A 26,959-nucleotide genomic window follows, 5' to 3' on the forward strand; every position below is an offset into this window, starting at 1 on the left:
AGGCGTGCCGGTTCGGTGCGCTGACGAACTTTCTGCTGCGGCCCACGGTCACTTACTGTGAACATGCAGTTGTTTTCGGACTATTGAAGGGTGAGCGAATGGAAAGTATCAGCCTATTGCTGAGTGAGGCTTTGAGCCCGTATCAGGTCACGCTGACTCCCTCCGGCGCCAAGGGCGAGTGCCTGGTGACGCTGAAGAATGCCTCCGGGGCCATCATGGTCGAGCGAGTGTTCAATCAGGCCCAATTGACCGACAAGCGTCAGTTGACCGACGTGGTCGATGGCCTGCATCGCGATGTGCTGATTGCCGAGGGTCGGCTGGAGCCCTGTGTGATTGCGGCGCTGCGCAATCTGGCGCGGGACAAGGTCATGGTCGCGGCGAATTGACTGGGGTTTTGTGGGAACCTTCCTACGTCCTGATGAGTCAGATCTTTTACCAACAAGAGCAAGCATTGTGCTCCGGTGCTTGTCGCTTGTTGTACGGACCATGAGTGGTCACGTTTAACCCCGAGTCGTCTCCCCACTTCTCGGGGTTTCTTTTTGCCTGGCTTTTACGTTTTTAGCGCGTTCTGTCAGGCGCTGGAGCCTATTGTTGGCTGAGTGATATCCAATGCTGCGGTAACGGCGGCTATTGGTTCCGCCCTTACGGCGGCTCACTTTTGAAGAGCGCAAAAGTAAGCAAAACGCTTTTGCCCCACCACTCGGCACCTCGCTAAGGCTCGGTGTGCCCGAACGCAGGCATTGCTCCGTGGGCCCGCCGCGAAGGGCCATCCATGGCCCAGCGCGGCTATCCCGGCATCCATGCCGGGATGCCCACTCCACAATGCCTGCGTTCGGCCAGCGTGGTTAACGGGGCACCCGAGATCAACGTCCACCCCGAGGCGGCCTAGTAGCCGACCTGGTTCTCCCGGTCGTACACCCATCAGATCTGTTTGAGCAGGACCTGTGGGTGCAAAGCTTGCTCGCGAGGCGGCCTGACAGCCGACCTGGCTCTCCCGGTCGTACTCGGACCCAACTGTGGGAGCGAGCCTGCTCGCGAAGGCGGCCTGACAGCCGACCTGGCTCTCCCGGTCGGACTCAGATCCCATTGTGGGAGCGGGCTTGCTCGCGAAGGCGGCCTGACAGCTGGCCTGATTCTCCCGGGTGAAATCAATCCTAATGTGGGAGCGAGCTTGCTCGCGATGGCGGCCTGATGGTCGGGTACATATCCATTGCTGCGGTAACGGCGGCTTATGGTTCAGCTCTTACAGCGGGTCACTTTCGAAAAGCGCGAAAGTAACCAAAGCGCTTGTGCCCCACCACTCGGTGCCTCGCCTAGGCTCGGCATGCCTGAACGAAGGCATTGCTCCGTGGGCCCGCCGCGAAGGGCCATCCATGGCCCAGCGCGGCTAACCCGGCATCCATGCCGGGTTGCCCACTGCGCAATGCCTGCGTTCGGCCAGCGTGGTTAACGGGGCGCCGAGATCAACGTCCACCGCGAGGCGGCCTAGTAGCCGGCCTGGCTCTTCTGGTCGTACACCCGTCAGATCTGTTTGAGCAGGACCTGTGGGAGCAAAGCTTGCTCGCGATTGCGGTGTGCCAGTCAACATCAAGTCGATTGAACGGACGCTATCGCGAGCAAGCTCGCTCCCACCGTTTGATCTTCGGTGACTGGCCCCTACAGAGCGTCAAATGGCCCCGTCGGCGCGCAGTTTGGTGATCTGCTGCGCGTCGTAGCCAAGCTCGCCGAGCACTTGTGCGTTGTGTTCACCCAGCGCCGGGCCGACCCATTCGGAGGTGCCCGGGGTGTCGGAGAGTTTCGGTACGATCCCCGGCATCTTGAATGCCTTGCCGTCCGGCAGTTTGGCTTGTAGGAACATCTCACGGGCGAGGAACTGCGGGTCGCTGAACATATCCTCGGCGCTGAAGATCCGACTGGCCGGCACTCCGGCCTGGTTCAGTTGGTCGATAACGTTATCGAGCGGCAGCGAGTTGACCCAGCGATCGATGACCCCGTACAGCTCGTCGCGGCGGTTGTCACGGCCGTCGTTGCTGGCCAGTTGCGGGTCATTGGCCAGGTCGTCGCGGCCGATGATCTGCATGAAACGCTTGAAGATCGCGTCGCCGTTGGCGCCAATCTGCACGTGCTTGCCGTCAGCGCTGGTGTGGATGGACGAGGGGGTGATGCCGGGCATGATGTTGCCGGTGCGCTCACGGATGAAGCCGAACACGTCGAACTCCGGCACCATGCTTTCCATCATGGCGAAAATCGCCTCGTACAAGGCCACGTCCACCACTTGCCCGGTTCCGCCATTGATCTCGCGGTGACGCAGGGCCATCAAAGCGCCGATCACGCCCCATAGGGCGGCGATGGAGTCGCCGATGGAAATCCCGGTACGTACCGGCGGACGGTCCTCGAACCCGGTGATGTAGCGCAGGCCGCCCATGGATTCGCCCACCGCGCCAAACCCCGGCTGATCTTTCATCGGCCCGGTCTGGCCGAAGCCCGAAAGCCGCACCATCACCAGTTTCGGGTTCAGTGCGTGCAGGACATCCCAGCCCAGGCCGAGCTTTTCCAGTACGCCGGGGCGAAAATTCTCGATCAGGATGTCGGCTTCGCCGATCAGCTTTTTCAGGATTGCCAGGCCTTCGGGGTGCTTGAGGTTCAAGGTCAGGGATTTCTTGTTGCGTGCCTGGACGAACCACCACAGCGAGGTGCCTTCGTACAGCTTGCGCCACTTGCGCAGGGGGTCACCGCCGTCGGGCGATTCGACCTTGATGACTTCGGCACCGAATTCACCGCAGATGCGCGAGGCGAAGGGCCCGGCGATCAAGGTGCCGAGTTCGATGACTTTGACGCCGGCAAGGGGTTTGGCAGTAAGCGACATGACAGATCCTGTAGGACAAAGGCAGAACGAATAGAGCGTTTTATCATAGGCCAAGGCTGGTCGACGCAGGTTGATGGTCGGCAATTCGTGGATTGCCCGCGTCATCGGTTAGACTTGCCGCCTTTCCTCGTATCAAGAAGCCCGTTCATGGCCCAGCCGTCCACGACTTACAAGTTTGAACTGAACCTCACCGATCTCGACCGCAATGTGTATGAGAATGTGAAGCAGACCATCGCCCGCCACCCTTCGGAAACCGAAGAGCGCATGACCGTGCGTCTGCTGGCCTACGCGTTCTGGTACAACGAGCTGCTGGCGTTTGGTCGTGGTCTGTCAGACGTCGACGAGCCTGCGCTGTGGGAAAAAAGCCTGGATGACCGTGTGCTGCACTGGATCGAAGTCGGTCAGCCGGATGCCGATCGCCTGACCTGGTGCTCGCGCCGGACCGAGCGCACCAGCCTGCTGGCCTACGGCAGCCTGCGGGTCTGGGAAGGCAAGGTGATCCCGGCGGTCAAGAACCTGAAAAACGTCAACATCGCCGCTGTGCCCCAGGAAGTGCTGGAAACCCTGGCCCAGGACATGCCGCGGGTGATCAAGTGGGACGTGATGATCAGCGAGGGCACGATTTTCGTGACCGACGACCGTGGCCAACATGAAGTCCAGCTGCAATGGTTGCTGGGTGAGCGTGGTTGAGCCATTGACCCGGTATTGAATGAACTTATTGTGGCGAGGGAGCTTGCTCCCGCTTGGGTGCGCAGCACCCACAAAAGGGGCCGCTACGCAGCCTAGCGGGAGCAAGCTCCCTCGCCACAGTCCAGGATTCCAAAAAATAGAGAAATGTCCGTTCCCCCATGCGCATAGAACCCCGCCAGCTGCCCGATACCCTGCCATTTCTCGGTGACCTGCCGCCCCTGTTGACCCGCCTGTACGCAGCGCGTGGCGTGCAGTCCGAGGCTGAACTGGACAAGAGCCTGGCGCGCTTGATTCCCTTTCAGCAGCTCAAGGGGATCGACGCCGCGGTGGATCTGCTTGTGACGGCGCTGGAGCAGCGCCAGCGCATCCTGATCGTGGGCGACTTCGATGCCGATGGCGCGACCGCCAGCACCGTGGGCATGCTGGGGTTGCGCCTGCTCGGTGCGGCCCATGTCGATTACCTGGTGCCCAATCGCTTCGAATATGGCTACGGGCTGACCCCGGAAATCGTCGAAGTCGCCCTGGCCCGCGAACCGCAGTTGCTGATCACCGTGGATAACGGTATTTCCAGCGTGGAAGGCGTGGCGGCGGCGAAAGCGGCGGGGCTCCAGGTGCTGGTCACCGACCACCACTTGCCCGGTCTCGAACTGCCGGCAGCTGACGCCATCGTCAATCCGAACCAGCCGGGCTGCGAGTTCCCGAGCAAGGCCCTGGCTGGTGTCGGGGTGATTTTTTATGTGCTGATGGCCCTGCGGGCGCGTCTGCGCAGCCTGGGGTGGTATGCCAGCACCCCTCAGCCGAACATCGGCGAATTGCTCGACCTGGTGGCCCTGGGCAGCGTGGCCGACGTGGTGCCCCTGGACGCGAATAACCGGATCCTGGTGCACCAGGGCCTGGAACGGATTCGCGCCGGACGCGCCCGCCCCGGCATCAAGGCGATCCTGGAAGTGGCCAAGCGCGATGCTTCACGGATTACCTCCACCGACCTCGGTTTTATCCTCGGGCCGCGTCTGAATGCGGCGGGGCGCCTGGACGACATGAGCCTGGGTATCGAATGCCTGCTCACCGATGACCCGGCCCTGGCGCGGGAGATGGCGGCGCAACTGGACGGCATGAACCAGGACCGCAAGTCCATCGAGCAGGGCATGCAGCGCGAAGCCCTGGCCCAGCTCAAGGACCTGCCGGTGGAGTCGATGCCGTTCGGTTTGTGCCTGTTCGATCCGCAGTGGCACCAAGGGGTCATCGGCATCCTCGCCTCGCGGATGAAAGAGCGCTATTTCCGTCCGACCATCGCCTTTGCCGATGCCGGGGACGGTTTGCTCAAGGGCTCGGGCCGCTCGGTGCCGGGCTTTCACATTCGCGATGCGCTGAGCGTGGTGGCGGCGCAGCATCCCACCCTGATCAGCAAGTACGGCGGTCACGCCATGGCGGCGGGGCTGACGCTGCCGGAGGCTAATTTTCCGTTGTTCGCCGAAGCGTTCGACGCGGAAGTGCGCCGGCAATTGCGCGAAGAAGACCTGACCGGCCGGCTGTTGTCGGATGGCACCCTGGCGGTCGAGGAATTCCATCTGGAACTGGCCCGGGCGCTGCGTCATGCCGGTCCCTGGGGCCAGCATTTTCCTGAGCCGATGTTCCACGGCCTGTTCCAGTTGGTCGAACAGCGCGTAGTGGGCGAACGGCACCTGAAGGTCGTCCTCAAGAGCGAGTGCGGCTCGGTGAAGCTTGATGGCATCGCCTTTGGCATCGACCGCGAGATCTGGCCCAACCCTACCGTGCGCTGGGTGGAACTGGCCTACAAGCTCGACCTCAACGAGTTCCGCGGTCAGGAAACGGTGCAATTGATGATTGCCCATATCGAGCCGCGGTAGCCGATCGGCCTTTGTGGCGAGGGAGCAAGCTCCCTCGCCACAGGAGTTCGGGCAAGAACGCTATTGCGCCACGCCGTCGGTTTTTAAGTTCTGAACCCTCCGTCCTGCCGGGTTGTCGACTAGGCTCTAAGCACTGCTTGATAGCCCTTGTGACGTCTTGTCGAATTTTTTGCCCGCGGGGGCGGGTGTTGCACCTTTTGTCACTCGTCGACTTTTCAAACAGAACCCTGGAGCCTGCCCACTGATTCGAGAGGTGCCCCATGAGTCTGCTGCTGGAACCCTATACCCTTCGCCAATTGACCCTGCCCAATCGCATCGCGGTATCGCCGATGTGCCAGTATTCGAGCACCGATGGCCTGGCCAACGATTGGCACCTGGTGCACTTGGGCAGCCGTGCCGTGGGCGGTGCCGGCCTGGTGTTCACCGAAGCCACCGCCGTCACCGCCGACGGTCGCATCACTGCCCAGGACCTGGGGCTGTGGAATGATGAACAGATCGAACCCTTGCAACGCATCACCCGGTTCATCACCGCCCAAGGGGCCGTGCCGGGCATACAACTGGCCCATGCCGGACGCAAGGCCAGCACCTGGCGACCCTGGCTGGGCAAGCATGGCAGCGTAAAACCGGCGGACGGCGGCTGGGTTCCGGTCGGCCCGTCGCCGATTGCCTTCGACCCGCAACACACCCCGCCGATGCAGTTGGACGAAGGGCAGATCGCCGATGTGATCCAGGCCTTCGTGGATTCAGCCAAGCGCGCCCTCACGGCCGGCTTCAAAGTGGTCGAGGTTCACGCTGCCCATGGTTATCTGCTGCATCAATTCCTCTCGCCGTTGAGCAATCAGCGCCGCGATCAATACGGCGGCTCGTTCGAGAATCGCATCCGCCTGGTGCTGCAAGTCACCGAAGCGGTGCGGGCCGTATGGCCTGAAGAACTGCCGGTGTTCGTTCGCGTTTCCGCCACCGATTGGGTCGAGGACGGGTGGAACCCGGACGAAACCGTGGAGCTGGCGCGGCGATTCAGGGCCCTGGGGGTGGATTTGATCGACGTGTCATCGGGTGGCACGGCGGCCAATGCGGAAATTCCCACCGGCCCGGGTTACCAGACCCGTTTCGCCGAGCGGGTACGCAAGGAGTCGGAAATCGCCACCGGCACCGTCGGCATGATCACCGAACCGGCCCAGGCCGAACACATCCTGCGCACCTGTCAGGCCGACATCATTTTCCTGGCCCGTGAATTGTTGCGTGATCCGTACTGGGCCTTGCATGCCGATGATGACCTGGGCGGCCGCAAGGCCACGTGGCCGGCGCAGTACCAGCGGGCCACGCATCGGGACCAGCCGATTCATGAGTCGGATTTGCGGGACTAGTGCCTGATAAAACAAAAAGCCCTGGTCGTCATTGGCCGGGGCTTTTGTTTATCTGGCTGGATTATTCGGTGGCTGTACCGGCCTCATCGCGAGCAAGCTCGCTCCCACAGGGAATGTGTGAACAACACAAATCTACTGTGGGAGCGAGCTTGCTCGCGATGAGGCCAGCCCAGACACCCGATCCCTATCAGGGATACTTGCGCTTATCCGGCGCCGGCGGGAAGTATTGGTACAACCAGGTCTCGCTCAAGGTCCGGTCCTTGGTGCGAATGAACAGGCGCATCTGCACCGGCTCTACACTGTCGTCGGTCGGGTACCAGTCGAACGTGATGCGGTAGCCCTTGATCGCATCCAGCACCAACACGTTGAAGTCCTTCACCTCGCCATGGGAGCAGGTCACCACGGGTTCGATACCGGTGCCCGGCGGCAGTTGGTCGAGGCCGCCGCCGCTGAAGTCCACGGCAAAGCGACGGGCCCAGACGGTCGGGTAATGCTCGCCCGGTGCCCAGCCTTCGATGAAACCGCCCATGCCTGAGCGGGTGGCGTCGACATGGGCCAGGTCGGTGCTGACCGGCGGCAGCGCGCTCCAGTAGAGCTTGTAGCCATAGTTCAGCGAGTCGCCGGCGGCCACCGGTTTTTTCGGCGTCCAGAACGCGACAATGTTGTCCAGGGTTTCGCCGGTAGTAGGAATCTCCAGCAGGTCGACCGAGCCTTCGCCCCAGGCTGTGGTTGGTTCGACCCACAGGCTTGGGCGCTTGCTGTACCAGTCCACGGTGTCCTGGTAGCTGGCGAAGTCGTGGTCGGTCTGCACCAGGCCGAAACCTTTCGGGTCCTTGTCGGCGAAGGCGTTGAATTGCAGGGTGGCGGGGTTGTTCAACGGCCGGCACACCCACTCGCCGTTGCCGCGCCACATGGCCAGCCGGTCGGAATCGTGGATTTGCGGGTGAATGGTGTCGCACATGCGCCGTTCGACGGTGCCGCAGCTGAACATGCTGGTCATGGGGGCGATGCCCAACTGCTCGATGGCGGTACGGGCATTGATGTGCGCGTCGATCTCCATCACCACCCGGGTCGGCTGGCAATCGATGTCAAACCGATAGGCACCGGTGGCGCTGGGGGAGTCGAGCAGGGCGTAGACCACGAAGCGGGTGCTGTTCTTGTCCGGGGTTTCAAACCAGAACTTGGTGAAGTCCGGGAATTCCTCACGCTTCTTGGCGTAGGTGTCGATGGCCAGGCCGCGGGCCGACAGCCCGTACTGGCCGCTGGCATCCACGGCGCGGAAGTAGCTGGCCCCCAGAAACGAAACGATGTCGTGCCGGTCCAGCTCCGGCGCCTTGAAGACGCGAAAGCCGGCGAAGCCCAGGTCACCCTTCAATTGCGCGGTGTTGACCGTGGTTTTCTCATAGTTGAACAGTTCCGGGCGGAAGTGCACCTCTCGGGCCATACGTGTCTTCGGATCGACGCTGTACATGCGCACCGGCTGTTTGAAGCCCATGCCGACGTGGAAGAACTGCGCATCCAGTTGCCGCCCGTCGAGGTCATTCCACAGCGAGTGGCTGGCGTCGTACTGGATGGCGTTGAACTGCAGCGGCGACATCAGGGCCAGGGTTTCTGGCAGGACTTGCTTGGTGTCGACGTAGCGGCTCTCGGCCAGCCGCCGGGCCTGATCCTTCAAACCGTTGAAGTCGAAGGGGCGGGCTTCGCCGTCGGCAGTCTGATCGGCGGCCCAGGCGCGTGCGGCCATGAGTCCGGAGGCCGACAGCCCAGTGTAGGCGGCAAAGGCCATGGAGGCCTTGAGCAGATTCCTGCGGTGCATAAATACAACCTTTCTCGAAACAGTCCCGAGCCGATCCTGGCTACAGAGACTGATAAATGAGTTCGGACATGCCTTTGGCCAAACGCGACGAACGTTAGAACAGATGCCTGAGAGCTGGATCGGTTCACCGAGGCGCAAAATCATAGGGGAAATGCGGGCTTCAAGAGAAAGGAAAGCGAGGCTTGGTCAAAATTTCTTACAGTTATTTCTTTTTTTATCTCGATTTCAACTTTTTTTGACTAATTACTCTAAAACTCCCTTTTCACGCTTTGAATCCTCCCTATTCTTTAGCGTGATAGGCGATCTAAGCCGGATTCAGACGGCGCTATCAGGTCAACCTCGACGTAAAGAAGGACAACTCATGACAAAAATACAGGGCATTACCGAAATGCTGGGGATCTTTCCAGGCCTGACCAACCCGCGCAGGACACGCCGGCTCAGCCTGGAAGAATTGAGACTGGTGGAGCGCTATCGGGAGTTGTCGGAAAACGACCGCATCGCCATGCGCTATCTGGTGGATGCGATGCGCAGTGTTTCGCGGTTTTGACCAGAGACACTGCAGCCTTTAAATGGCCTCGCAGTTTTCCTACCAACGAGTGGCAGTTTTCAAACGAGGCCAAGCACGTCGGCCTACCGTCAGCGGCGGTTGCAGGCCTGAGCGTGAAGTATTACTTTTCTATGCAAAGTAATACTTCGAGGAGAATACAATGCCGACGACTATGACCAGTAAAGGACAAGTCACCATTCCCAAACCCATTCGCGACGCGCTGCACTTGATTCCTGGCTGTGCGGTAGAGTTCAGCATCAATGCACAGGGCGAGGTAGTGCTGCATGCAGGTAAGCCTGGAACAGCCGAGGCTGCCACCAGTGATCGCTTTGAAGCTGTCCGTGGCAGGGCGGATATCAAATGGCGCACAGACGATCTTATGGCCCTGTTGCGTGGTGAAGACTGATGATATTGGTCGATACCAACGTCTTGATCGATGTGCTGGAGGATGATCCGGTTTGGGCTGATTGGTCCATCGAGCAGATGCGTGCCCAATCCAGAATTCACAATTTGGTAATCAATCCAGTTATTTATGCTGAACTTTCCCAGACATTTTCTACCTTCGAAGCGTTGGATGAGGTTGTCGAAGAGATGGGGCTGCTAATGCAGGAGGTACCTCGTCCGGCGTTGTTTTTGGCAGGGAAGGCTTTTGTGCGTTATCGAAAGGTGGGCGGTGGCAAAAATAATGTGCTTGCCGATTTTTTCATCGGTGCCCATGCGGCTGTCAAGCGTCTTCCTTTGCTTACACGTGATGCGAAGCGTTACCGAAGTTACTTTCCTTCGGTGCAGTTGGTGGTGCCATTGTGAGATGTGCTTCACCACGACCAGTATCGTCCCCTTGGTCGTGGTGTAATCGCAATTAGCATTGGCTCAATGCTTGAACATCACATGCCGCACTACCGTGTAATCCTCCAGCCCATACATGGACATGTCCTTGCCATAGCCGGAGCGTTTCTGACCGCCATGGGGCATTTCGCTGACGAGCATGAAGTGCGTGTTCACCCAGGTGCAGCCGTATTGCAGGCGTGCCGACAGGCGATGGGCTCGGCCGATGTCGGTGGTCCATACCGATGAGGCCAGGCCGTAGTCGGAATCGTTGGCCCAGGCCAGCACTTGTGCCTCGTCGACGAAGGGTGTGACGGACACCACTGGCCCGAAGACTTCCCGGCGGACGATTTCGTCATCCTGCTGGGCGTCGGCCAGCACCGTCGGCTCGAAGAAGAACCCATTGCCGTCCACGGCCTTGCCGCCAGTGATCAGGCGAATATGCGGCTGGGCAATGGCCCGTTCGACAAAACCGGCCACGCGGTCGCGGTGCTGGGCGGTGATCAGCGGGCCCATCTCGGTGTCTGGCGCGGTTTGCAGGCCGTACTTGATGCTGCCCACCGCGGCGCCAAGTTTCTCGACGAACTGGTCGTAGATGCCTTGCTGGGCATAGATGCGGCAGGCGGCGGTGCAGTCCTGGCCGGCGTTGTAGAAACCGAAGGTGCGGATGCCCTCCACGGCGGCGTCAATGTCGGCGTCGTCGAAAATGATCACCGGAGCCTTGCCGCCCAGTTCCATGTGCATGCGTTTGACGCTGTCGGATGTGCTGGAAATGATGTTCGAGCCCGTGGCGATGGAGCCGGTCAGCGACACCATGCGTACTTTCGGGTGGGTGACCAGCGGGTTGCCGACGGTTGGCCCACGGCCGAAGATCACGTTGAGTACGCCGGCGGGGAAAATCTCCGACGCCAGTTCTGCCAGGCGCAGCGCCGTCAGCGGGGTCTGCTCCGACGGCTTGAGCACCACGGTATTACCGGCCGCCAGGGCCGGGGCGATTTTCCAGGCGACCATCATCAGCGGGTAGTTCCACGGCGCGATGGAGGCGATGACGCCCACCGGGTCGCGACGGATCATCGAGGTGTGCCCTGGCAGGTATTCGCCGCCCGCCGAACCACTCATGCAGCGGCTGGCGCCGGCAAAGAAGCGGAACACGTCGGCAATCGCCGGGATCTCGTCATTCAGCGCGGCACTCAAGGGTTTGCCGCAGTTGTCCGACTCCAGCTTCGCCAGTTCTTCGCCATGGGCTTCGATGGCATCGGCCAGCTTGAGCAGCAACAGCGAACGGTCCTTGGGCGGCACTTGCGACCAGGCCTCGAAGGCAGCATCGGCGGCGCGCACGGCGGCATCGACCTGAGCTTCGCTGGCTTCATTGATCTCCACCAGCACCCGGCCCAGCGATGGGTTGAACACCGCCTGGCCAGGGCCTTCGCCGTTCACCAGATGGCCGTTGATCAGCAGTTTGGTTTGCATAGCATTGTCCTCATCGAAGCAGTTCTGTGTCTGCTGGAACCGATCCCTGTGGGAGCGAGCTTGCTCGCGATAGCGGTCTTACAGTCGACATCTGTGTTGAGTGTTTGTCAGTCATCGCGAGCAAGCTCGCTCCCACAAAAAGCCCTTCTACTTCCCGCCGCTACCGGCCACGCTCTCACCGCCACGGGTCAGGTAATACGCGCCCAATATCGGCACCATCGTGACCATCATCACCAGCATCGCCACCACGTTGGTCACTGGCACATCGCGCGGGCGGCTGAGTTGGTTGAGCAGCCATAGCGGCAAGGTGCGTTCGTGGCCGGCGGTGAAGGTGGTGACGATGATCTCGTCGAATGACAGCGCAAACGCCAGCATCCCACCGGCCAACAGTGCCGACCCCAGGTTGGGCAAGATGATGTAGCGAAAGGTCTGCCAGCCGTCGGCGCCCAGGTCCATCGACGCCTCGATCAGGCTGTGGGAGGTGCGGCGCTGGCGGGCGATGACGTTGTTGTAGACGATCACCACGCAGAAGGTTGCATGGCCGACGACGATGGTGAACATGCCGGGCTCGACGCCCAGGGTCTTGAAGGTCGCCAGCAGCGCAATGCCGGTGATGATCCCCGGCAAGGCAATCGGCAGGATCAGCATCAGCGAAATGCCTTGCTTGCCGAAGAAATCCCGACGGTACAGCGCCGCCGAAGCCAGGGTACCGAGCACCATGGCGATCAGCGTGGCGATGGCCGCGACCTGCAACGACAGCTTGATCGCCTCCAGCACATCCGGGCGCGAGAAGGCGACGCTGAACCACTTCAGGGTCAGGCCCTTGGGCGGGAAGCTGAACGCGGCGTCCTCGGTATTGAAGGCGTAGAGGAAGATGATCAGGATCGGGAAGTGCAGGAACACCAGCCCGCCCCACGCCGCGATCCGCAAGCCCCACGAGGCCCGGTCTTGAGAGTCAGAGTGCATCGAAAGCTCCCAGTCGCTTGACGATGGATAAATAGATCGCGATCAGCACGATGGGCACCAGGGTGAACGCCGCGGCCATGGGCATGTTGCCGATGGCGCCTTGCTGGGCGTAGACCATGCTGCCGACGAAGTAGCCCGGCGGGCCCACCAACTGGGGCACGATGAAATCCCCCAGGGTCAGCGAGAAGGTGAAGATCGAGCCGGCGGCAATGCCGGGGATCGACAGCGGCAGGATCACCTGCATGAACGTCTGGTGTGGCCTGGCGCCCAGGTCGGCCGAGGCTTGCAGCAGCGATGGCGGCAGGCGCTCCAGGGACGCCTGGATCGGCAGGATCATGAACGGCAGCCAGATGTAGACGAATACCAGAAAACGCCCCAGGTGTGAGGTGGACAAGGTGCTGCCACCCACGCCCGGGATCCCCAGCACGAACTGCAACACCGGCCCCAGGCCTAGGTGCTGGACGAACCACTGCGCCACGCCACCCTTGGCCAGCAGCAGCGTCCAGGCATAGGCCTTGACGATATAGCTGGCCCACATCGGCAGCATCACCGCGATGTAGAAAAACGCCTTGGTCTTGCCACTGGTGTAGCGCGCCATGTAGTAGGCAATCGGGAACGCGACGATGGCGCTGGCGATGGACACCGCTATCGCCATGCTCAGGGTGCGCAAAATGATGTCGAAGTTCGACGGCTGGAACAGCGCCGCGAAATTCGCCAGGGTCAGGTCCGGCGTGACCGCCATGGTGAAGTCGTCGAAGGTGTAGAAACCCTGCCACAACAAGGTCAGCAGCGAGCCCAGGTAGATCGCGCCGAACCAGATCAGCGGCGGCACCAGCAACATCGACAGGTACAGGTTGGGGCGCCGGTACAGCAGGTTGGAAAAGCGTCGCAACGGTGAACCGGGCGTGGGCGTTTGAGCGATGGCCAGGGTGTTCATCTCACACCTCGCCACTGACGGTGTCGTGCAGCGCGACCATCGCCTCCCGCGCCCAGCGTACGCTCAGGTGCTGGCCGGTCTGGTGCTGGGCCGTGTTGTCGAGCCACTGGGTGTTGGCCTGGCTGAGGTTCAGGGTCTGGCCGTTGGCAAGTTTCAACTCGTAGCGCGTGGCGCTGCCCTGGTACTGGATGTCGTGCAGCAGGCCGTGGACTTCGATCTCACCACTGGCCAACGGGCCCTCGGCGAAACGCACGTGTTCCGGGCGAATCGAGAACGGCTGTGGATAACCGCTCAGTTCCCGGGCCAGCTCGCCACGGATCACGTTGGAGGTGCCGACGAATTCGGCGACGAAGGTGGTCGCCGGTTTCATGTACAGGTTGCGTGGGGTGTCGACCTGTTCGATGCGGCCCTTGTTGAACACCGCCACGCGGTCGGACATCGACAGCGCCTCGGTCTGGTCGTGGGTGACGAAAATGAAGGTGATGCCCAGCTGGCGTTGCAGCTTCTTCAATTCGCCCTGCATCTGTTCACGCAGCTTCAGGTCGAGGGCGCCCAAAGGTTCATCGAGCAGCAACACTCGCGGGCGATTGACCAACGCGCGGGCCAGGGCCACCCGTTGACGCTGGCCGCCGGAGAGCTGCACCGGCTTGCGTTCGCCGTAACCGCCCAGGGCAACCATCTCCAGCGCTTCGTCGGCGCGCTTGATGCGCTCGGCCTTGGCGACGCCTTTGACTTTCAGGCCGTAGGCCACGTTGTCGCGCACGTTCATATGGGGGAAGAGAGCGTAATCCTGGAACACCGTGTTGACGTCCCGCTGGTACGGCGCAAGCCCGGTGGCCTCTTCGCCGTGGATGCGGATCGAGCCGGCACAGGGTTGTTCTAACCCGGCGATCAGTCGCAGGCAGGTGGTCTTGCCCGAGCCGGAGGGGCCCAGCATGGAAAAGAACTCGCCGTCCTGGATGTCGATGCAAACCCGGTCAACGGCTTTCACTTCGCCAAATTGACGGGATACCTGGGTGAATTGGACTGCAAGCGTCATGGTGCGGGGCTCCAAAAAGCGGGGCGGGTATGAACCTTCAATGATTGGCACGCGACCCCGTGGCGAGGGAGCTTGCTCCCGCTGGGTGGCGTAGCCGCCCCAAAACCAGCCAATGCGGTGTGTCAGCTAATACCGCGTCGGCCGTTTTGGGCGTGCTTCGCACACCAGCGGGAGCAAGCTCCCTCGCCACAGGGGCTACTCCCATTTATGTGCTGGGGTTTAACGCCCGCCCATGATCGCAATGTAGTCCTGGGTCCAGCGGCTGTACGGCACGAACTTGCCGCCCTCGGCCTGTGGGGTTTTCCAGAAGGCGATCTTGTCGAACTGATCGAAACCGTTGGTCTTGCAGCCCTCGGCGCCCAGCAGCTCGCTGCCCTTGCACGCCGCAGGCACCGCCGGCAACGAGCCGAACCACGCGGCCACGTCACCCTGGACTTTCGGTTGCAGCGACCAGTCCATCCACTTGTACGCGCAGTTGGGGTGCTTGGCCTCGGCGTGCAGCATCGTGGTGTCGGCCCAACCGGTGGCGCCTTCCTTCGGAATGGTCGAGGCGATCGGTTGCTTCTCGTTCATCAGGCCGTTGACCTGATACGGCCAGGCGCCGGATGCCACCACGCCTTCGTTCTTGAAATCGCTCATCTGCACGGTGGTGTCGTGCCAGTAGCGGTGGATCAGCGGTTGCTGGGCCCGCAGCAATTCCAACACAGCCTTGTACTGGGCTTCGTCGAGTTGGTACGGGTCCTTGATGCCCAGCTCAGGCTTGGCGGTCTTGAGGTACAGCGCCGCGTCGGCGATGTAGATCGGGCCATCGTAGGCTTGCACGCGCCCCTTGTTCGGCTTGCCGTCGGGTAAATCCTGGGCGCTGAACAGCACGCTCCAACTGGTGGGCGCCTGCTTGAATACATCGGTGTTGTACATCAGCACGTTCGGGCCCCACTGGTACGGGGTACCGTAGGTCTGCTGGTTGACCACGTACCACGGCGCATCCTTGAGGCGCGGGTCGAGGTTTTTCCAGTTGCTGATCAGTGCGGTGTTGATCGGCTGCACACGCTTGCCGGCAATCAGCCGCAACGAGGCGTCGCCCGAGGCGGTGACCAGGTCGTAGCCGCCCTTGGTCATCAGGCTGACCATTTCGTCGGAGGTGGCGGCGGTTTTCACATTGACCTTGCAACCGGTTTCCTTCTCGAAACCGCTGACCCAATCGTAGGCCTTGTCGCTTTCGCCGCGTTCGATGTAACCCGGCCAGGCGACGATATCCAGTTGGCCCTCGCCGGCGCCGACGGCCTTGAGCGGTTCGGCGGCCTGGAGGCTGACGCTGGTCAGCAGCGCCGTGGTGATTGCGCTGAGCAATACGGTCTTGTGCGCGTACATGGAAATCCCTCTTGCTTTAATTATGGTCGGGGCAGTGTTCGAACAGGGTGAAGCGCCATGGATGGCCTGTTATTAGAGTAGTGCTGTTATCTACAGATGCTGGCCGTGGCGGGCCATGATGTGGCGCACCACGCTGTAGTCCTGGAGCGAATCGCTGGACAGGTCTTTGCCGTAGCCCGAACGTTTCAGGCCGCCGTGGGGCATTTCGCTGACCAGCATGAAATGGCTGTTGATCCAGGTGCAGCCGTATTGCAGGCGTGCCGCCACCTGCATGGCCTTGTCCAGGTTCTGGGTCCATATCGAGGACGCCAGGCCGTATTCGGAGTCGTTGGCCCAGTCCACCGCCTGGCTGAGTTCGTCGAAGCGGGTCACGGTGACGACCGGGCCGAATACTTCGCGCTGGACGATTTCATCGCTTTGCTTGCAGCCGGCCAGCAGCGTGGGCTGGTAGTAGAAACCGGCGCCGGAATGCACCGCCGCGCCGGTAATGCGTTCGATGTGTGGCTGACCGAGGGCGCGCTCGACAAAACTGGCCACGCGGTCGCGCTGACGGGTGCTGATCAGCGGGCCGATCTCATTGTCGGCGTCGCGCTTGCCGGCAAAGCGCAGGCTGCTGACGGCCGCGCCGAGTTCGGCCACCAGACGGTCGTGAATTGCGCCTTGGGCGTAGATCCGACACGCCGCCGTGCAATCCTGCCCAGCGTTGTAATAGCCGTAGGTGCGTACGCCTTCGACCACGGCCTGGATGTCGGCGTCGTTGCACACGATCACTGGCGCCTTGCCGCCCAGCTCCAGGTGTGTGCGCTTGAGGGTTTTCGCTGCTGCCTGGAGGATCTTCTGCCCGGTGACGATATCGCCGGTCAGCGAGACCATGCGCACCTTGGGATGGCTGACCAGATGGCTGCCCACACCTTCGCCGCCCCCGCAGAGTATGTTGATGACGCCTCGTGGCAGGATCCGGGCCAGTGTCGGCGCCAGGGCCAGGATCGACAGCGGTGTGTGTTCCGACGGCTTGAACACCAGCGTATTGCCGGCAGCCAGGGCCGGGGCGATTTTCCACGCGGCCATCATGATCGGGTAATTCCACGGCGCAATGGACGCCACCACGCCAATCGGGTCGCGGCGCACCATGCTGGTGTAGCCGGGCAGGTATTCGCCACTGAGCTGGCCGGTCTGGCAGCGCACGGCGCCGGCGAAGAAACGGAATACATCCACCGTCGCACTGAGGTCGTCCTGGCGCGCCAGGTGCAGCGGCTTGCCGCAGTTCAGGGATTCGAGGCGGGCCAGCTCATCGGCGTTCTTTTCGATGGCGCTGGCGATGTCCAGCAGCAGGTTCGAGCGTTGTTGCGGCGTGGTGCGTGACCAGCCGTCGAAGGCCTGATGGGCGGCGAGGATCGCGGCTTCGACCTGCTCGGTACTGGCCTCGGCGATGTGAGCCAGCACTTCGCCGGTGGCCGGGTTGAGGATCGGCTCGACAATGCCTTCACCGGGAACGAGTTCCCCGTCGATCAGCAACGCGGTGCACAACGGGGTTTGCGTGCCAGCCATTTTTATAGGTCTCAGTTGAAACAAAGAACCTGTGGGAGCGAGCTTGCTCGCGATAGCGGTGTATCAGTCGAATTAATGTTGCCTGTCACACCGCTATCGCGAGCAAGCTCGCTCCCACAATGGATTGTTGGGGCTCAGCAAGACTAGTGCTCAGCCGCAGGGCCGACAAATTCGAAATACTCAAGGCTGCGTTCGATTAAATAGATGGCTTGCGTCCGCCATGAGGCTGTTCCCGGGCGACGGCCAGGAACGGGTCGACCGACGCCGGCCGTGCCGTGCCCCGGCGCCAGGCCAGGCCTACGTCGAGGGTCTGGTTGAGGTCGGCAATCGGTCGCGCTTCGATGATGTCGCCTTCCAGCGACCAGGGTCGGTAGGTCATGTCTGGCTGGATCGACACCCCCAAGCCTGCTGCCACCAGGCTGCGCACCGCTTCGGTCGAGGCAGTGCGCAGGGTGACCCTGGGTTGCAGGCCGGCACCACGCCACAGGCGTTGGGCGTTGCGGTCCATTTCATCGACGTTCAGCTGGATCAGCGGCTCGTGGGCCACATCGGCCAGGTTGATGCTGTCGTGCTCCAGCAGCGGGTGCTGCGCCGGCAGCCACAGGCGGTGTGGCGAATGCGTCAGGACTTCGGTCTGCAAGGCGTGGCGGTCTTCCAGGTTGGACAGGATCAACACCCCGACGTCGATTTCGCCGCTGACCAGCAAATGCTCGATGTACGGCCGCTCGTCCTCCATCACGCGGATCTCCACGTTGGGATAGGCGCGCTGGAAACGGGTCAGCAGGTCCGCCAGATAGTAGCCGGCGACCAGGCTGGTGACGCCGATGGTGACTTGGCCGGCGACCTGGTCGGTGCTTTGTTGCAGGCTGCGCTTGGCGTTGTCGACGGTGGCCAGGATCAGGTGGGCCTGGCGCAGGAATTGGTGGCCCTGGTGGGTCAGGGTCATGCCCTTGGCGTGACGGTTGAACAGGCTGACGCCGATTTCCTGCTCCAGTTGCTGGATGGCCAGTGTCAAAGTGGACTGGGAAATGAATGCCGTTTGCGCAGCGGCAGAGATGGAGCCGGTTTCAGCCACGGCGATGAAATGGCGGATCTGACGCAGGGTCATCATGGTCGAATACCCAGTGGGCGGTTTTATCGATGTGCTGGAGTGTATATCGTTTTTTTAGAAGGGTAGGTGAGCGCTTCGCTGAAGGCGCCAAGCAACATCTGGAAGCAATCTCGCCCGAGGCGCCGGGGCACTTTCGATCTAGGCTGGGGGCCTTACGTTGACCCGAAATGTGGAGACAACAAATGAACACCCGTGGATTGCTCGATCAGCTTCTCAAGTCCGGCCAGGAAATGTTGCAGAACAAGGCTGGCGGCTCCCAAGGCAAGTCGTCCGGCGGTCTGGGCGGGTTGCTCGGTGGCTCCGGCAACTTGGGCGGGATGCTTTCCGGCGCGGGCGGCGGGGCACTGGCCGCCGGGGCCATGGGCCTGTTGCTGGGCAACAAGAAAGCCCGCAGCTTCGGCGGCAAGGCCCTGGCCTATGGTGGCCTCGCGGCCTTGGGCGTGATCGCCTACAAGGCCTACGGCAACTGGCAGGCCCAGCAGGGCACCGCGCCGAAAACCGAACCGCAGACCCTCGACCGTGTACCCCCGGCGCAGGTCGAGCAGCATAGCCAGGCGATCCTCAAGGCGCTGGTGGCAGCGGCCAAGGCCGATGGCCATGTGGACGAGCGCGAGCGGCAGTTGATCGAAGGCGAGTTCACCAAGCTCGACAACGACCAGGAACTGCAACACTGGCTGCACGCCGAACTCAACAAACCCCTGGACCCCACCGACGTCGCCCGTGCCGCCAGCACCCCGGAAATCGCGGCGGAAATGTACATCGCCAGCGTGATGCTGGTGGACGAGGAAAACTTCATGGAGAAGTCCTATCTCGACGAACTGGCGCGCCAACTCAAACTGGAGCCAGGGTTGAAGGTGGAGTTGGAGAAACAGGTACGCCAGGCGACTGTATAGATCAGTCCCAACCTAACTCCCACAGTGGTTTTGTGTCGTCTGATACTTCTGTGTCCAACGCATTTCCTGTGGGAGCGAGCTTGCTCGCGATGGGGCTCGGTCAGTCACAGCTTCGTTGCCTGACACTCCGCTATCGCAAGCAAGCTCGCTCCCACAGGAGGCATTGCTCATCTTGAGAGAACTACGAGCCTCGCCTTCGTCAAAATCCCCTCACGCCGCCATACTGGCCCGGCGCCGCCCTCGGCTATACTGCCCAGCATTTCAAGTGCCCGAGGTTTTACTGTGAAGAATTGGACATTGCGCCAACGCATCCTGGCGAGTTTTGCGGTGATCATCGCCATTATGCTGCTGATGGTGGTTGTCTCGTATTCACGGTTGTTGAAGATCCAGGACAGTGAAGAAAACGTCCGGGTCGATGCTGTGCCGGGGGTGTATTTCAGTTCCATGATTCGCGGCGGCTGGGTTGACAGCTACGTCTTGACCCAACAAATCGTCGGCCTTTCGGGCAACCGGGAAATTACCGCCGAGGACAAGGCCCGCTACCAGGGCTTCGAGCAGCACCTGCGCGAAGAAATACAGAACTATCAAAAACTGATCCAGAACCCCGCAGACCAAGTCTCTTTCGATGAGTTCGAGGTCAACCACCAGGACTTCAACAAGGCCCTGGCGAAGGTCCTGGACCTGTATCAGCGCAAGGATTACGAAGGGGCGCGACGGGCGCTGAACACAGAGCTGACGACGGCGTGGCTCGACGGCCGCGGGCACTTGAACCAGATCATCGAGCGCAATCGCGAGCTGGCGGAAAACGCCACCCTGACCATTGGCGATGCGGTCACGGCGGCCAAGATCGCCATGGGCCTGTCGTTACTGGTCGCGCTGATCATCGCCGTGCTGTGCGGGCTGTTGTTGATGCGGGCGATCATGGGGCCGATGAACCGTATCGTCGAGATTCTCGAGATCATGCGCAGCGGCGACCTGAGCGGGCGCCTGAACCTGGCGCGCAAAGACGAATTTGGTGCCGTGGAAACCGGCTTCAACGACATGATGGCCGAACTGACCTCGCTGGTGTCCCAGGCCCAGCGCTCTTCCGTGCAGGTCACCACCTCGGTCACCGAGATCGCCGCCACCTCGCGCCAGCAGCAGGCCACGGCCACCGAAACCGCCGCCACCACTACCGAGATCGGCGCGACGTCCCGGGAAATCGCCGCCACCTCCCGAGACCTGGTGCGCACCATGACCGAAGTGTCCACCGCCGCCGACCAGGCTTCGGTGGCCGCCGGCTCCGGCCAGCAAGGCCTTGCGCGCATGGAGGAAACCATGCATTCGGTGATGGGTGCCGCCGACCTGGTGAACGCCAAGCTGGCGATCCTTAACGAGAAGGCCGGCAACATCAACCAGGTGGTGGTGACCATCGTCAAAGTGGCCGACCAGACCAACCTGTTGTCCCTCAACGCGGCCATCGAGGCCGAAAAGGCCGGCGAGTACGGTCGCGGTTTTGCCGTGGTCGCCACTGAAGTACGACGCCTGGCCGACCAGACCGCCGTGGCGACCTATGACATTGAGCAGATGGTGCGCGAGATCCAGTCCGCGGTATCGGCCGGTGTGATGGGCATGGACAAGTTCTCCGAAGAAGTGCGTCGGGGCATGGCCGAAGTGCAGCAGGTGGGTGAGCAACTGTCGCAGATCATCCATCAGGTCCAGGCCCTGGCGCCGCGCGTGTTGATGGTCAACGAAGGCATGCAGGCCCAGGCCACCGGTGCCGAGCAGATCAACCACGCCTTGGTGCAACTGGGCGATGCCAGCAGCCAGACCGTGGAGTCCCTGCGCCAGGCCAGTTCTGCCATCGACGAGCTGAGCCAGGTCGCCGTGGGACTGCGCAGCGGCGTCTCGCGTTTCAAAGTCTGATGGGCGAACTCGAAACCCGGCGTGGCGCCGCACCGACGGCCCGCCAGTCGTTGTTCCTGGTGTTCTGCATCGGCAACGAACGTTACGCCCTGCAGGCCATCGATGTGGTGGAAGTGCTGCCGCGCCTGCCTCTCAAGCCGATTGCCCGGGCGCCGTCCTGGGTGGCGGGGGTGTTTGCCTGGCGCGGCACGGTGGTGCCGGTGATCGACCTGTGCGCCCTGACCTTCGGCCAGAGCGCACAGGCCCGGACCAGTACGCGATTGGTGCTGGTGCGCTATCAGGGCGACGCGCAACAAACGGGGCAAGTGCTGGGGTTGATCCTGGAACAGGCGACCGACACCGTGCGCTGTGACCCGGCCGATTTCAAACCCTATGGCCTGGACAACCGGCAGGCGCCGTACCTTGGCCCAGTACGCGAAGATGCCCAGGGGTTGCTGCAATGGGTGCGGGTCAATGACCTGCTCGACGAGTCCGTTCGGGCGCTGCTGTTTCCTGTGCCGCCGCTGAACCTCGATGACCTCGAGGCAACGCCATGAACAACGACCAGCGTTTTTTCGATTTCCTCAAGGAACGCATCGGCCTGGATGTGACCTCCGTCGGCACCGCGATCATTGAGCGGGCCGTGCGCCAGCGCATCATTGCCGTGCCCGGGCGAACCGCCGATGAATATTGGCAGGCCCTGCAGCATTCGACCCCGGAGCAGCAGGCGCTGATCGAAGCGGTGATCGTCCCGGAGACCTGGTTCTTCCGCTACCCGGAATCCTTCGCGACCCTCGCCAGGCTGGCCGTCAAGCGCCTGGCCGAGATCAAGCATTTGCGCGCGCTGCGCATCCTCAGCCTGCCGTGTTCCACCGGCGAAGAACCTTATTCGATTGCCATGGCCTTGCTCGACGCCGGCCTGGGACCGCATCAGTTCAAGGTAGACGGCCTGGACGTCAGCCCGCTGTCGGTGGCGCGGGCCAAGGAAGCGCGCTACGGCAGGAATTCCTTCCGTGGCGCGGAGCTGGGTTTTCGCGAGCGGCACTTCGACGCCGAAGACGAGGGCTATCGCCTCAGCGAGCGGGTGCGCGAACAGGTGCGTTTGCAAGTGGGTAACCTGCTGGATCCGGCTTTGCTGGTGAACGAGGCACCTTACGATTTTGTGTTCTGTCGCAACCTGCTGATCTATTTCGACCAGCCGACCCAACAGCAGGTGTTCGAGGTGCTCAAGCGCCTGACCCATCAGGACGGTGTGCTGTTTATCGGCCCCGCCGAGGGCAGCTTGCTGGGCCGACTGGGCATGCGCTCGATCGGGATCGCCCAATCGTTCGCCTTCAGTCGCCAGGGGGCACCCGAGCCGCAACCGTTACCGGCCTTGATGCCGACCCCGCTGCCGGTTCGTCAGCCTCCGCCTCGCGTCGTTGCGCCAGTGATTCGGCCGCGGCCGTTTGCGGCGAACGTGACGCCGATTGCCGAGCCCAAAAGCAGCGATGCCGCGACCTTGCTGGCTAATATCGCCGCCCTGGCCAACAGCGGCAAAAGCGCCGAGGCCCGCGTGGCTTGTGAGGCCTACCTGGGCAGCCACGCGCCAAACGCCCAGGTGTTCTATTGGTTGGGTCTGCTCAGCGACATGGCTGGCAGCGCCCTTGAAGCCCAGGGTTTTTATCGCAAGGCGCTTTATCTTGAACCGCAACACGCCGAGGCCCTGGTGCATCTGGCGGCGCTGCTGGCTTCCCAGGGAGACGCGGCTGGAGCCCGTCGATTGCAGGAACGCGCCGCCCGTAGCGGGCGCGCGGCAGACAGTGAGCACAAACGATGAGCGGTTCGGCTTCTTACACCGTCACCCATGACGATGCCCAGGCTATCGACGACTGCTGGAATCGCATCGGCGTGCATGGCGATAAATCCTGTCCGTTGTTGGTCGAGCATATCCACTGCCGCAATTGCTCGGTGTATTCGGCGGCCGCCACCCGGCTGCTCGACCGTTATGCCTTGCCGCAGGATCAGCGGGACGTGTCCCTGGCCCCGGTGGACACCGATGTGGTCACGCGTTCGCTGCTGATGTTCCGCCTCGGCGAGGAATGGCTGGGCCTGACCACTCGCAGCCTGGTGGAAGTGGCGCCGTTGCAGCCGATCCATTCCTTGCCCCACCAGCGCTCGCGGGCCTTGTTGGGCGTGGCGAACGTGCGCGGGGCGCTGGTGGCCTGCCTGTCGCTGGTGGAACTTTTGGACCTGGAGCCAGGCGTGGCGGCGGTTTCCGGCGCACGGGTCATGCCGCGCATGTTGATTGTCGCGGCCAAGGGCGGGCCGGTGGTGGTGCCGGTGGATGAGGTGGACGGCATCCACGCCATTGATGAACGCATCCTGGCGAGCGCTTCGCCATCGGCGGGCAAGTACACCCGTGGCGTGCTGCCCTTCAAGGGCCGCAGCCTGCGCTGGCTGGATGAAGAACAGCTGCTGTCCGCTGTGGCTCGGAGCCTGTCATGACCCCTGATCAGATGCGCGACGCCTCGTTGCTGGAGCTGTTCAGCCTGGAAGCCGAAGCCCAGGTCCAGGTGTTGAGTGCAGGCCTGCTGGCCCTGGAGCGCGATCCGACCCAGGCCGATTATCTGGAGTCGTGCATGCGCGCGGCGCATTCCCTCAAGGGTGCGGCACGCATTGTCGGGGTGGACGCCGGGGTTAGCGTGGCCCATGTGATGGAAGATTGCCTGGTCAGCGCCCAGGAGCGGCGCCTGGTACTCAGCGCCGAGCATATCGACGCCTTGCTGCAAGGCACTGACCTGCTGACGCGCATCGCCACCCCAGGCAACAGCGTCGGCGCCGCGGACATCGACGCCTATGTGGGGTTGATGGGGCGGCTGCTTGATCCCAACGCGCCACAGGCCCCGGCAGTGGCGTCACCGAGCGTCGAAACACCGGTCGAGCCGCTACGCGTCGAGCTGCCAGAAGTGGAACCGCCCACGGCAACGGAGCCGGCTCCCAAGCGCAAACGGGTCACCGAAGGCGGCGAGCGGGTCTTGCGGGTCACGGCCGAACGCCTCAACAGTTTGCTCGATCTGTCGAGCAAGTCCCTGGTGGAGACCCAGCGCCTCAAGCCCTGGCTGGCGACGCTGCAGCGGCTCAAACGCCAGCAAAGCGGCGGCCTGCGCGCCCTTGAAGAACTGAACGTGCACCTCAAGGACCACGCCCTGAGCCTGCAAGCCCAGGAAGCCCTTGGCGATGCTCGCCGTTTGCTCGCCGAAACCCAGCAATTGCTGGCGCAGAAAACCGCCGAGCTGGATGAGTTCGCCTGGCAGGCCAGTCAACGGGCGCAGGTGCTGTACGACACGGCGCTGGCCTGTCGCATGCGCCCGTTCGCCGATGTGCTTTCAGGTCAGGCACGCATGGTCCGTGACCTGGGCCGCAGCCTGGGCAAACAGGTGCGCCTGGAGATTGAAGGCGAGAAAACCCAGGTCGATCGCGATGTGCTGGAAAAGCTCGAAGCGCCACTGACCCACTTGCTGCGCAACGCCGTGGACCACGGTATCGAAACCCCGGAGCAACGAATGCTGGCCGGCAAGCCCGCCGAAGGCCTGATCCGCCTGCGGGCTTCCCATCAGGCTGGCCTGTTGGTGTTGGAGCTGGCGGACGATGGCGCCGGGGTGGACCTGGAACGGGTGCGCCGCAGCATCGTCGAGCGCGGCCTTTCCCCTGAGCCAACCGCCGCCAGCCTGAGCGAAGAGGAGCTGCTGACCTTCCTGTTCCTGCCCGGTTTCAGCCTGCGCGACAAAGTCACCGAAGTGTCCGGGCGCGGCGTCGGCCTGGACGCCGTCCAGCACATGGTCCGGCAACTGCGCGGTGCGGTGGTGCTGGAGCAGACGGCGGGCGAGGGCAGTCGCTTCCACCTCGAGGTGCCGCTGACGCTTTCGGTGGTGCGCAGCCTGGTGGTGGAAGTCGGCGATGAAGCGTACGCCTTTCCTCTGGCCCACATCGAACGCATGTGCGACCTGGCGTCGGAAGACATCGTCCAGGTCGAAGGTCGCCAGCATTTCTGGCACGAAGGCCGGCATATCGGCTTGGTCGCCGCCAGCCAGTTGCTCAATCGCCCGGCGACGCAGAACGGCAGCCAGACCCTCAAGGTCGTGGTGATCCGCGAGCGCGAGACGATCTACGGCGTGGCGGTGGAGCGCTTCATTGGCGAGCGGACCCTGGTGGTCCTGCCCCTGGACGAACGCTTGGGCAAGATCCAGGACATTTCCGCCGGGGCCTTGCTCGATGATGGCTCGGTGGTGTTGATTGTCGATGTCGAAGACCTGCTGCGTTCGGTGGACAAATTGCTCGATACCGGGCGCCTGGAACGCATCGCTCGGCAGAACCAGGCCCAGGCCCCGCGCAAGCGGATCCTGGTGGTGGACGATTCTCTCACCGTGCGCGAGCTGCAACGCAAGTTGTTGCGGGGTCGCGGCTACGACGTGGCGGTGGCGGTGGATGGCATGGATGGCTGGAATGCATTGCGCTCGGAGGATTTCGACTTGCTGATCACCGACATCGACATGCCACGCATGGACGGCATCGAGCTGGTGTCGCTGTTACGGCGCGACAACCGCTTGCAGTCGCTGCCGGTGATGGTGGTGTCCTACAAGGATCGCGAAGAAGATCGTCGTCGTGGCCTCGACGCCGGGGCCGACTATTATCTGGCCAAGGCGAGTTTCCACGACGACGCCTTGCTCGACGCCGTGGTTGAGTTGATCGGAGGGGCTCGCGCTTGAAGATCGCCATCGTCAATGACATGCCCCTGGCGGTCGAAGCCCTGCGCCGCGCCCTGGCGTTCGAGCCGGCGCATCAACTGGTCTGGGTGGCGGCCAACGGGGCCGAGGCGGTGCAGCGTAGCGCCGAATACACCCCGGACCTGATCCTCATGGACTTGTTCATGCCCGTCATGGATGGCGTGGAGGCCACCCGGCGGATCATGGCCGACAGCCCATGCGCTATCGTGATTGTCACGGGTGACAGCCAGCAGAACGTCCACCGGGTGTTCGAGGCCATGGGCCATGGCGCACTGGATGTGGTCGATACCCCGGCCCTGGGCGTCGGTAACCCGGCAGACGCGGCGGCGCCGCTGTTGCGCAAGATCACCAACATCGGCTGGCTGATCGGTGAGCGCAACAAGCGTGAGCGACCCGCGCCGGCGGCGCAGCGTGCGGCAGTGTCGCGCAAGAGCCTGGTGGCCATCGGGTCGTCGGCGGGCGGGCCGGCGGCGCTGGAGGTGCTGCTCAAGGCGCTGCCGCGAGACTTTACCCCGGCCATCGTGCTGGTCCAGCATGTGGACGAGGTGTTCGCCGCCGGCATGGCCGAGTGGCTGGGCAGTGTCTCGGGCCACACGGTGCGCCTGGCCCGGCAGGGCGAGACGCCACAGAGCGGCACGGTGTTGCTGGCCGGGACCAATCATCATCTGCGTTTGTTGAAGGACGGCACCCTGGCCTACACCGCCGAGCCGGTGAACGAGATCTACCGGCCCTCCATCGACGTGTTTTTTGAAAGTGTCGCCCAGTACTGGAGCGGTGACGCGGTGGGTGTATTGCTCACAGGCATGGGCCGCGACGGTGCACAAGGGCTTAAACTCATGCGCCAGCAGGGCTATGTGACCATCGCCCAGGACCAGCGCAGCAGTGCGGTGTACGGGATGCCCAAAGCGGCGGCCGCCATCGACGCCGCCGCCCATATTCTCGCCCTGGACGCTATCGCGCCACGGCTGTTGGAGATTTTTACCCCATGAAGAACC

At 62.6% G+C, this 26,959-nt stretch carries 23 protein-coding genes; 14 read left to right on the forward strand and 9 right to left on the reverse strand.

Annotated features, from left to right (window positions below; translation table 11 throughout):
* Positions 1-98 precede the first annotated feature (98 nt).
* Entirely contained in the window at positions 99-386 is a 288-nt protein-coding gene (locus tag Q7F16_RS05995) for a DUF3509 domain-containing protein (protein WP_046063935.1), read from the forward strand.
* 1,280 nt (positions 387-1,666) lie between these two features.
* On the opposite strand, the gene Q7F16_RS06000 is transcribed toward Q7F16_RS05995, so the two are convergent.
* Positions 1,667-2,866 (reverse strand): CaiB/BaiF CoA transferase family protein, encoded by a 1,200-nt coding sequence (locus Q7F16_RS06000; protein ID WP_095974608.1) that lies wholly within the window; start codon positions 2,864-2,866, stop codon positions 1,667-1,669.
* A gap of 147 nt (positions 2,867-3,013) precedes the next feature.
* On the opposite strand from Q7F16_RS06000, the gene Q7F16_RS06005 reads away from it, so the two are divergent.
* The 3 genes from Q7F16_RS06005 to Q7F16_RS06015 all read left to right on the forward strand — a co-directional run bounded on the left by Q7F16_RS06005 (position 3,014) and on the right by Q7F16_RS06015 (position 6,791).
* Entirely contained in the window at positions 3,014-3,556 is a 543-nt protein-coding gene (locus Q7F16_RS06005) for a YaeQ family protein (RefSeq protein ID WP_003198109.1), read from the forward strand.
* A 158-nt stretch (positions 3,557-3,714) separates the two neighbouring features.
* Complete coding sequence (gene recJ / locus Q7F16_RS06010; RefSeq protein WP_018611096.1) at positions 3,715-5,424, forward strand: single-stranded-DNA-specific exonuclease RecJ; 1,710 nt, start codon at positions 3,715-3,717, stop codon at positions 5,422-5,424.
* A 260-nt stretch (positions 5,425-5,684) separates the two neighbouring features.
* On the forward strand, positions 5,685-6,791 hold the full coding sequence (locus tag Q7F16_RS06015; protein WP_409555925.1) for an NADH:flavin oxidoreductase/NADH oxidase: 1,107 nt from the start codon (positions 5,685-5,687) through the stop codon (positions 6,789-6,791).
* Between the two features lie 187 nt (positions 6,792-6,978).
* On the opposite strand, the gene Q7F16_RS06020 is transcribed toward Q7F16_RS06015, so the two are convergent.
* The gene (locus tag Q7F16_RS06020; RefSeq protein WP_409555924.1) at positions 6,979-8,607 is read right to left on the reverse strand and encodes a glucan biosynthesis protein D; all 1,629 of its coding nucleotides are present in this window, start codon (positions 8,605-8,607) and stop codon (positions 6,979-6,981) included.
* Positions 8,608-8,968: 361 nt separating this feature from the next.
* On the opposite strand from Q7F16_RS06020, the gene Q7F16_RS06025 reads away from it, so the two are divergent.
* The 3 genes from Q7F16_RS06025 to Q7F16_RS06035 all read left to right on the forward strand — a co-directional run bounded on the left by Q7F16_RS06025 (position 8,969) and on the right by Q7F16_RS06035 (position 9,961).
* Positions 8,969-9,154 (forward strand): hypothetical protein, encoded by a 186-nt coding sequence (locus Q7F16_RS06025; RefSeq protein ID WP_003198116.1) that lies wholly within the window; start codon positions 8,969-8,971, stop codon positions 9,152-9,154.
* A 160-nt stretch (positions 9,155-9,314) separates the two neighbouring features.
* Entirely contained in the window at positions 9,315-9,560 is a 246-nt protein-coding gene (locus tag Q7F16_RS06030; protein WP_046065347.1) for an AbrB/MazE/SpoVT family DNA-binding domain-containing protein, read from the forward strand.
* The gene (locus tag Q7F16_RS06035; RefSeq protein ID WP_046065346.1) at positions 9,560-9,961 is read left to right on the forward strand and encodes a type II toxin-antitoxin system VapC family toxin; all 402 of its coding nucleotides are present in this window, start codon (positions 9,560-9,562) and stop codon (positions 9,959-9,961) included. The genes Q7F16_RS06030 and Q7F16_RS06035 overlap by 1 nt, the downstream gene beginning before the upstream one ends.
* A 63-nt stretch (positions 9,962-10,024) precedes the next feature.
* Here the strand turns inward: Q7F16_RS06035 and Q7F16_RS06040 are convergent, their stop codons facing one another.
* The 7 genes from Q7F16_RS06040 to Q7F16_RS06070 form a co-directional block, all read right to left on the reverse strand.
* Positions 10,025-11,449 (reverse strand): gamma-aminobutyraldehyde dehydrogenase, encoded by a 1,425-nt coding sequence (locus Q7F16_RS06040; protein WP_046065345.1) that lies wholly within the window; start codon positions 11,447-11,449, stop codon positions 10,025-10,027.
* A gap of 147 nt (positions 11,450-11,596) precedes the next feature.
* Complete coding sequence (locus Q7F16_RS06045) at positions 11,597-12,415, reverse strand: ABC transporter permease (protein WP_409555923.1); 819 nt, start codon at positions 12,413-12,415, stop codon at positions 11,597-11,599.
* Positions 12,405-13,352 carry an ABC transporter permease gene (locus Q7F16_RS06050; RefSeq protein WP_013692364.1) on the reverse strand — a complete coding sequence of 316 codons (948 nt, stop codon included), beginning with the start codon at positions 13,350-13,352 and terminating at the stop codon, positions 12,405-12,407. Before Q7F16_RS06050 ends, Q7F16_RS06045 begins: the two co-directional genes overlap by 11 nt.
* A gap of 1 nt (position 13,353) precedes the next feature.
* Positions 13,354-14,391: an ABC transporter ATP-binding protein gene (locus Q7F16_RS06055; RefSeq protein WP_409555922.1), complete on the reverse strand. Its 1,038-nt coding sequence runs from the start codon at positions 14,389-14,391 to the stop codon at positions 13,354-13,356.
* A 219-nt stretch (positions 14,392-14,610) separates the two neighbouring features.
* On the reverse strand, positions 14,611-15,762 hold the full coding sequence (ydcS, locus tag Q7F16_RS06060) for a putative ABC transporter substrate-binding protein YdcS (RefSeq protein WP_186649984.1): 1,152 nt from the start codon (positions 15,760-15,762) through the stop codon (positions 14,611-14,613).
* Between the two features lie 90 nt (positions 15,763-15,852).
* On the reverse strand, positions 15,853-17,310 hold the full coding sequence (locus tag Q7F16_RS06065) for a gamma-aminobutyraldehyde dehydrogenase (protein ID WP_079302049.1): 1,458 nt from the start codon (positions 17,308-17,310) through the stop codon (positions 15,853-15,855).
* Positions 17,311-17,506: 196 nt separating this feature from the next.
* Positions 17,507-18,421 (reverse strand): LysR family transcriptional regulator, encoded by a 915-nt coding sequence (locus Q7F16_RS06070; protein ID WP_046065341.1) that lies wholly within the window; start codon positions 18,419-18,421, stop codon positions 17,507-17,509.
* A gap of 182 nt (positions 18,422-18,603) precedes the next feature.
* On the opposite strand from Q7F16_RS06070, the gene Q7F16_RS06075 reads away from it, so the two are divergent.
* The 7 genes from Q7F16_RS06075 (at position 18,604) to Q7F16_RS06105 (ending at position 26,953) form a co-directional block, all read left to right on the forward strand.
* Positions 18,604-19,314 carry a tellurite resistance TerB family protein gene (locus Q7F16_RS06075; protein ID WP_046065340.1) on the forward strand — a complete coding sequence of 237 codons (711 nt, stop codon included), beginning with the start codon at positions 18,604-18,606 and terminating at the stop codon, positions 19,312-19,314.
* A 282-nt stretch (positions 19,315-19,596) separates the two neighbouring features.
* A complete protein-coding gene (locus Q7F16_RS06080) occupies positions 19,597-21,219 on the forward strand; it encodes a methyl-accepting chemotaxis protein (protein ID WP_046065339.1) in 1,623 nt (540 codons plus the stop codon).
* Complete coding sequence (locus Q7F16_RS06085; RefSeq protein ID WP_409555921.1) at positions 21,219-21,755, forward strand: chemotaxis protein CheW; 537 nt, start codon at positions 21,219-21,221, stop codon at positions 21,753-21,755. Before Q7F16_RS06080 ends, Q7F16_RS06085 begins: the two co-directional genes overlap by 1 nt.
* The gene (locus Q7F16_RS06090; protein ID WP_014336749.1) at positions 21,752-23,017 is read left to right on the forward strand and encodes a CheR family methyltransferase; all 1,266 of its coding nucleotides are present in this window, start codon (positions 21,752-21,754) and stop codon (positions 23,015-23,017) included. The genes Q7F16_RS06085 and Q7F16_RS06090 overlap by 4 nt, the downstream gene beginning before the upstream one ends.
* Positions 23,014-23,685, forward strand: a complete 672-nt coding sequence (locus Q7F16_RS06095) for a chemotaxis protein CheW (protein WP_014336750.1) — start codon at positions 23,014-23,016, stop codon at positions 23,683-23,685. The genes Q7F16_RS06090 and Q7F16_RS06095 overlap by 4 nt, the downstream gene beginning before the upstream one ends.
* Positions 23,682-25,946 (forward strand): hybrid sensor histidine kinase/response regulator, encoded by a 2,265-nt coding sequence (locus Q7F16_RS06100; protein WP_409555920.1) that lies wholly within the window; start codon positions 23,682-23,684, stop codon positions 25,944-25,946. The genes Q7F16_RS06095 and Q7F16_RS06100 overlap by 4 nt, the downstream gene beginning before the upstream one ends.
* Positions 25,943-26,953 (forward strand): chemotaxis response regulator protein-glutamate methylesterase, encoded by a 1,011-nt coding sequence (locus Q7F16_RS06105; protein ID WP_204127606.1) that lies wholly within the window; start codon positions 25,943-25,945, stop codon positions 26,951-26,953. Before Q7F16_RS06100 ends, Q7F16_RS06105 begins: the two co-directional genes overlap by 4 nt.
* The last annotated feature ends 6 nt before the right edge of the window (positions 26,954-26,959 follow it).

The organism is Pseudomonas sp. Lb2C2, from assembly GCF_052112205.1.
GTDB classification, from domain to species: domain Bacteria; phylum Pseudomonadota; class Gammaproteobacteria; order Pseudomonadales; family Pseudomonadaceae; genus Aquipseudomonas; species Aquipseudomonas kilonensis.

Bases quoted from the DNA above. Each gene is read 5' to 3' on its own strand.
- Q7F16_RS05995 (WP_046063935.1), top strand. From the start codon at position 99: ATGGAAAGTATCAGCCTATTGCTGAGTGAGGCTTTGAGCCCGTATCAG.
- Q7F16_RS06000 (WP_095974608.1), bottom strand. From the start codon at position 2,866: ATGTCGCTTACTGCCAAACCCCTTGCCGGCGTCAAAGTCATCGAACTC.
- Q7F16_RS06005 (WP_003198109.1), top strand. From the start codon at position 3,014: ATGGCCCAGCCGTCCACGACTTACAAGTTTGAACTGAACCTCACCGAT.
- recJ (WP_018611096.1), top strand. From the start codon at position 3,715: ATGCGCATAGAACCCCGCCAGCTGCCCGATACCCTGCCATTTCTCGGT.
- Q7F16_RS06015 (WP_409555925.1), top strand. From the start codon at position 5,685: ATGAGTCTGCTGCTGGAACCCTATACCCTTCGCCAATTGACCCTGCCC.
- Q7F16_RS06020 (WP_409555924.1), bottom strand. From the start codon at position 8,607: ATGCACCGCAGGAATCTGCTCAAGGCCTCCATGGCCTTTGCCGCCTAC.
- Q7F16_RS06025 (WP_003198116.1), top strand. From the start codon at position 8,969: ATGACAAAAATACAGGGCATTACCGAAATGCTGGGGATCTTTCCAGGC.
- Q7F16_RS06030 (WP_046065347.1), top strand. From the start codon at position 9,315: ATGCCGACGACTATGACCAGTAAAGGACAAGTCACCATTCCCAAACCC.
- Q7F16_RS06035 (WP_046065346.1), top strand. From the start codon at position 9,560: ATGATATTGGTCGATACCAACGTCTTGATCGATGTGCTGGAGGATGAT.
- Q7F16_RS06040 (WP_046065345.1), bottom strand. From the start codon at position 11,449: ATGCAAACCAAACTGCTGATCAACGGCCATCTGGTGAACGGCGAAGGC.
- Q7F16_RS06045 (WP_409555923.1), bottom strand. From the start codon at position 12,415: ATGCACTCTGACTCTCAAGACCGGGCCTCGTGGGGCTTGCGGATCGCG.
- Q7F16_RS06050 (WP_013692364.1), bottom strand. From the start codon at position 13,352: ATGAACACCCTGGCCATCGCTCAAACGCCCACGCCCGGTTCACCGTTG.
- Q7F16_RS06055 (WP_409555922.1), bottom strand. From the start codon at position 14,391: ATGACGCTTGCAGTCCAATTCACCCAGGTATCCCGTCAATTTGGCGAA.
- ydcS (WP_186649984.1), bottom strand. From the start codon at position 15,762: ATGTACGCGCACAAGACCGTATTGCTCAGCGCAATCACCACGGCGCTG.
- Q7F16_RS06065 (WP_079302049.1), bottom strand. From the start codon at position 17,310: ATGGCTGGCACGCAAACCCCGTTGTGCACCGCGTTGCTGATCGACGGG.
- Q7F16_RS06070 (WP_046065341.1), bottom strand. From the start codon at position 18,421: ATGATGACCCTGCGTCAGATCCGCCATTTCATCGCCGTGGCTGAAACC.
- Q7F16_RS06075 (WP_046065340.1), top strand. From the start codon at position 18,604: ATGAACACCCGTGGATTGCTCGATCAGCTTCTCAAGTCCGGCCAGGAA.
- Q7F16_RS06085 (WP_409555921.1), top strand. From the start codon at position 21,219: ATGGGCGAACTCGAAACCCGGCGTGGCGCCGCACCGACGGCCCGCCAG.
- Q7F16_RS06090 (WP_014336749.1), top strand. From the start codon at position 21,752: ATGAACAACGACCAGCGTTTTTTCGATTTCCTCAAGGAACGCATCGGC.
- Q7F16_RS06095 (WP_014336750.1), top strand. From the start codon at position 23,014: ATGAGCGGTTCGGCTTCTTACACCGTCACCCATGACGATGCCCAGGCT.
- Q7F16_RS06100 (WP_409555920.1), top strand. From the start codon at position 23,682: ATGACCCCTGATCAGATGCGCGACGCCTCGTTGCTGGAGCTGTTCAGC.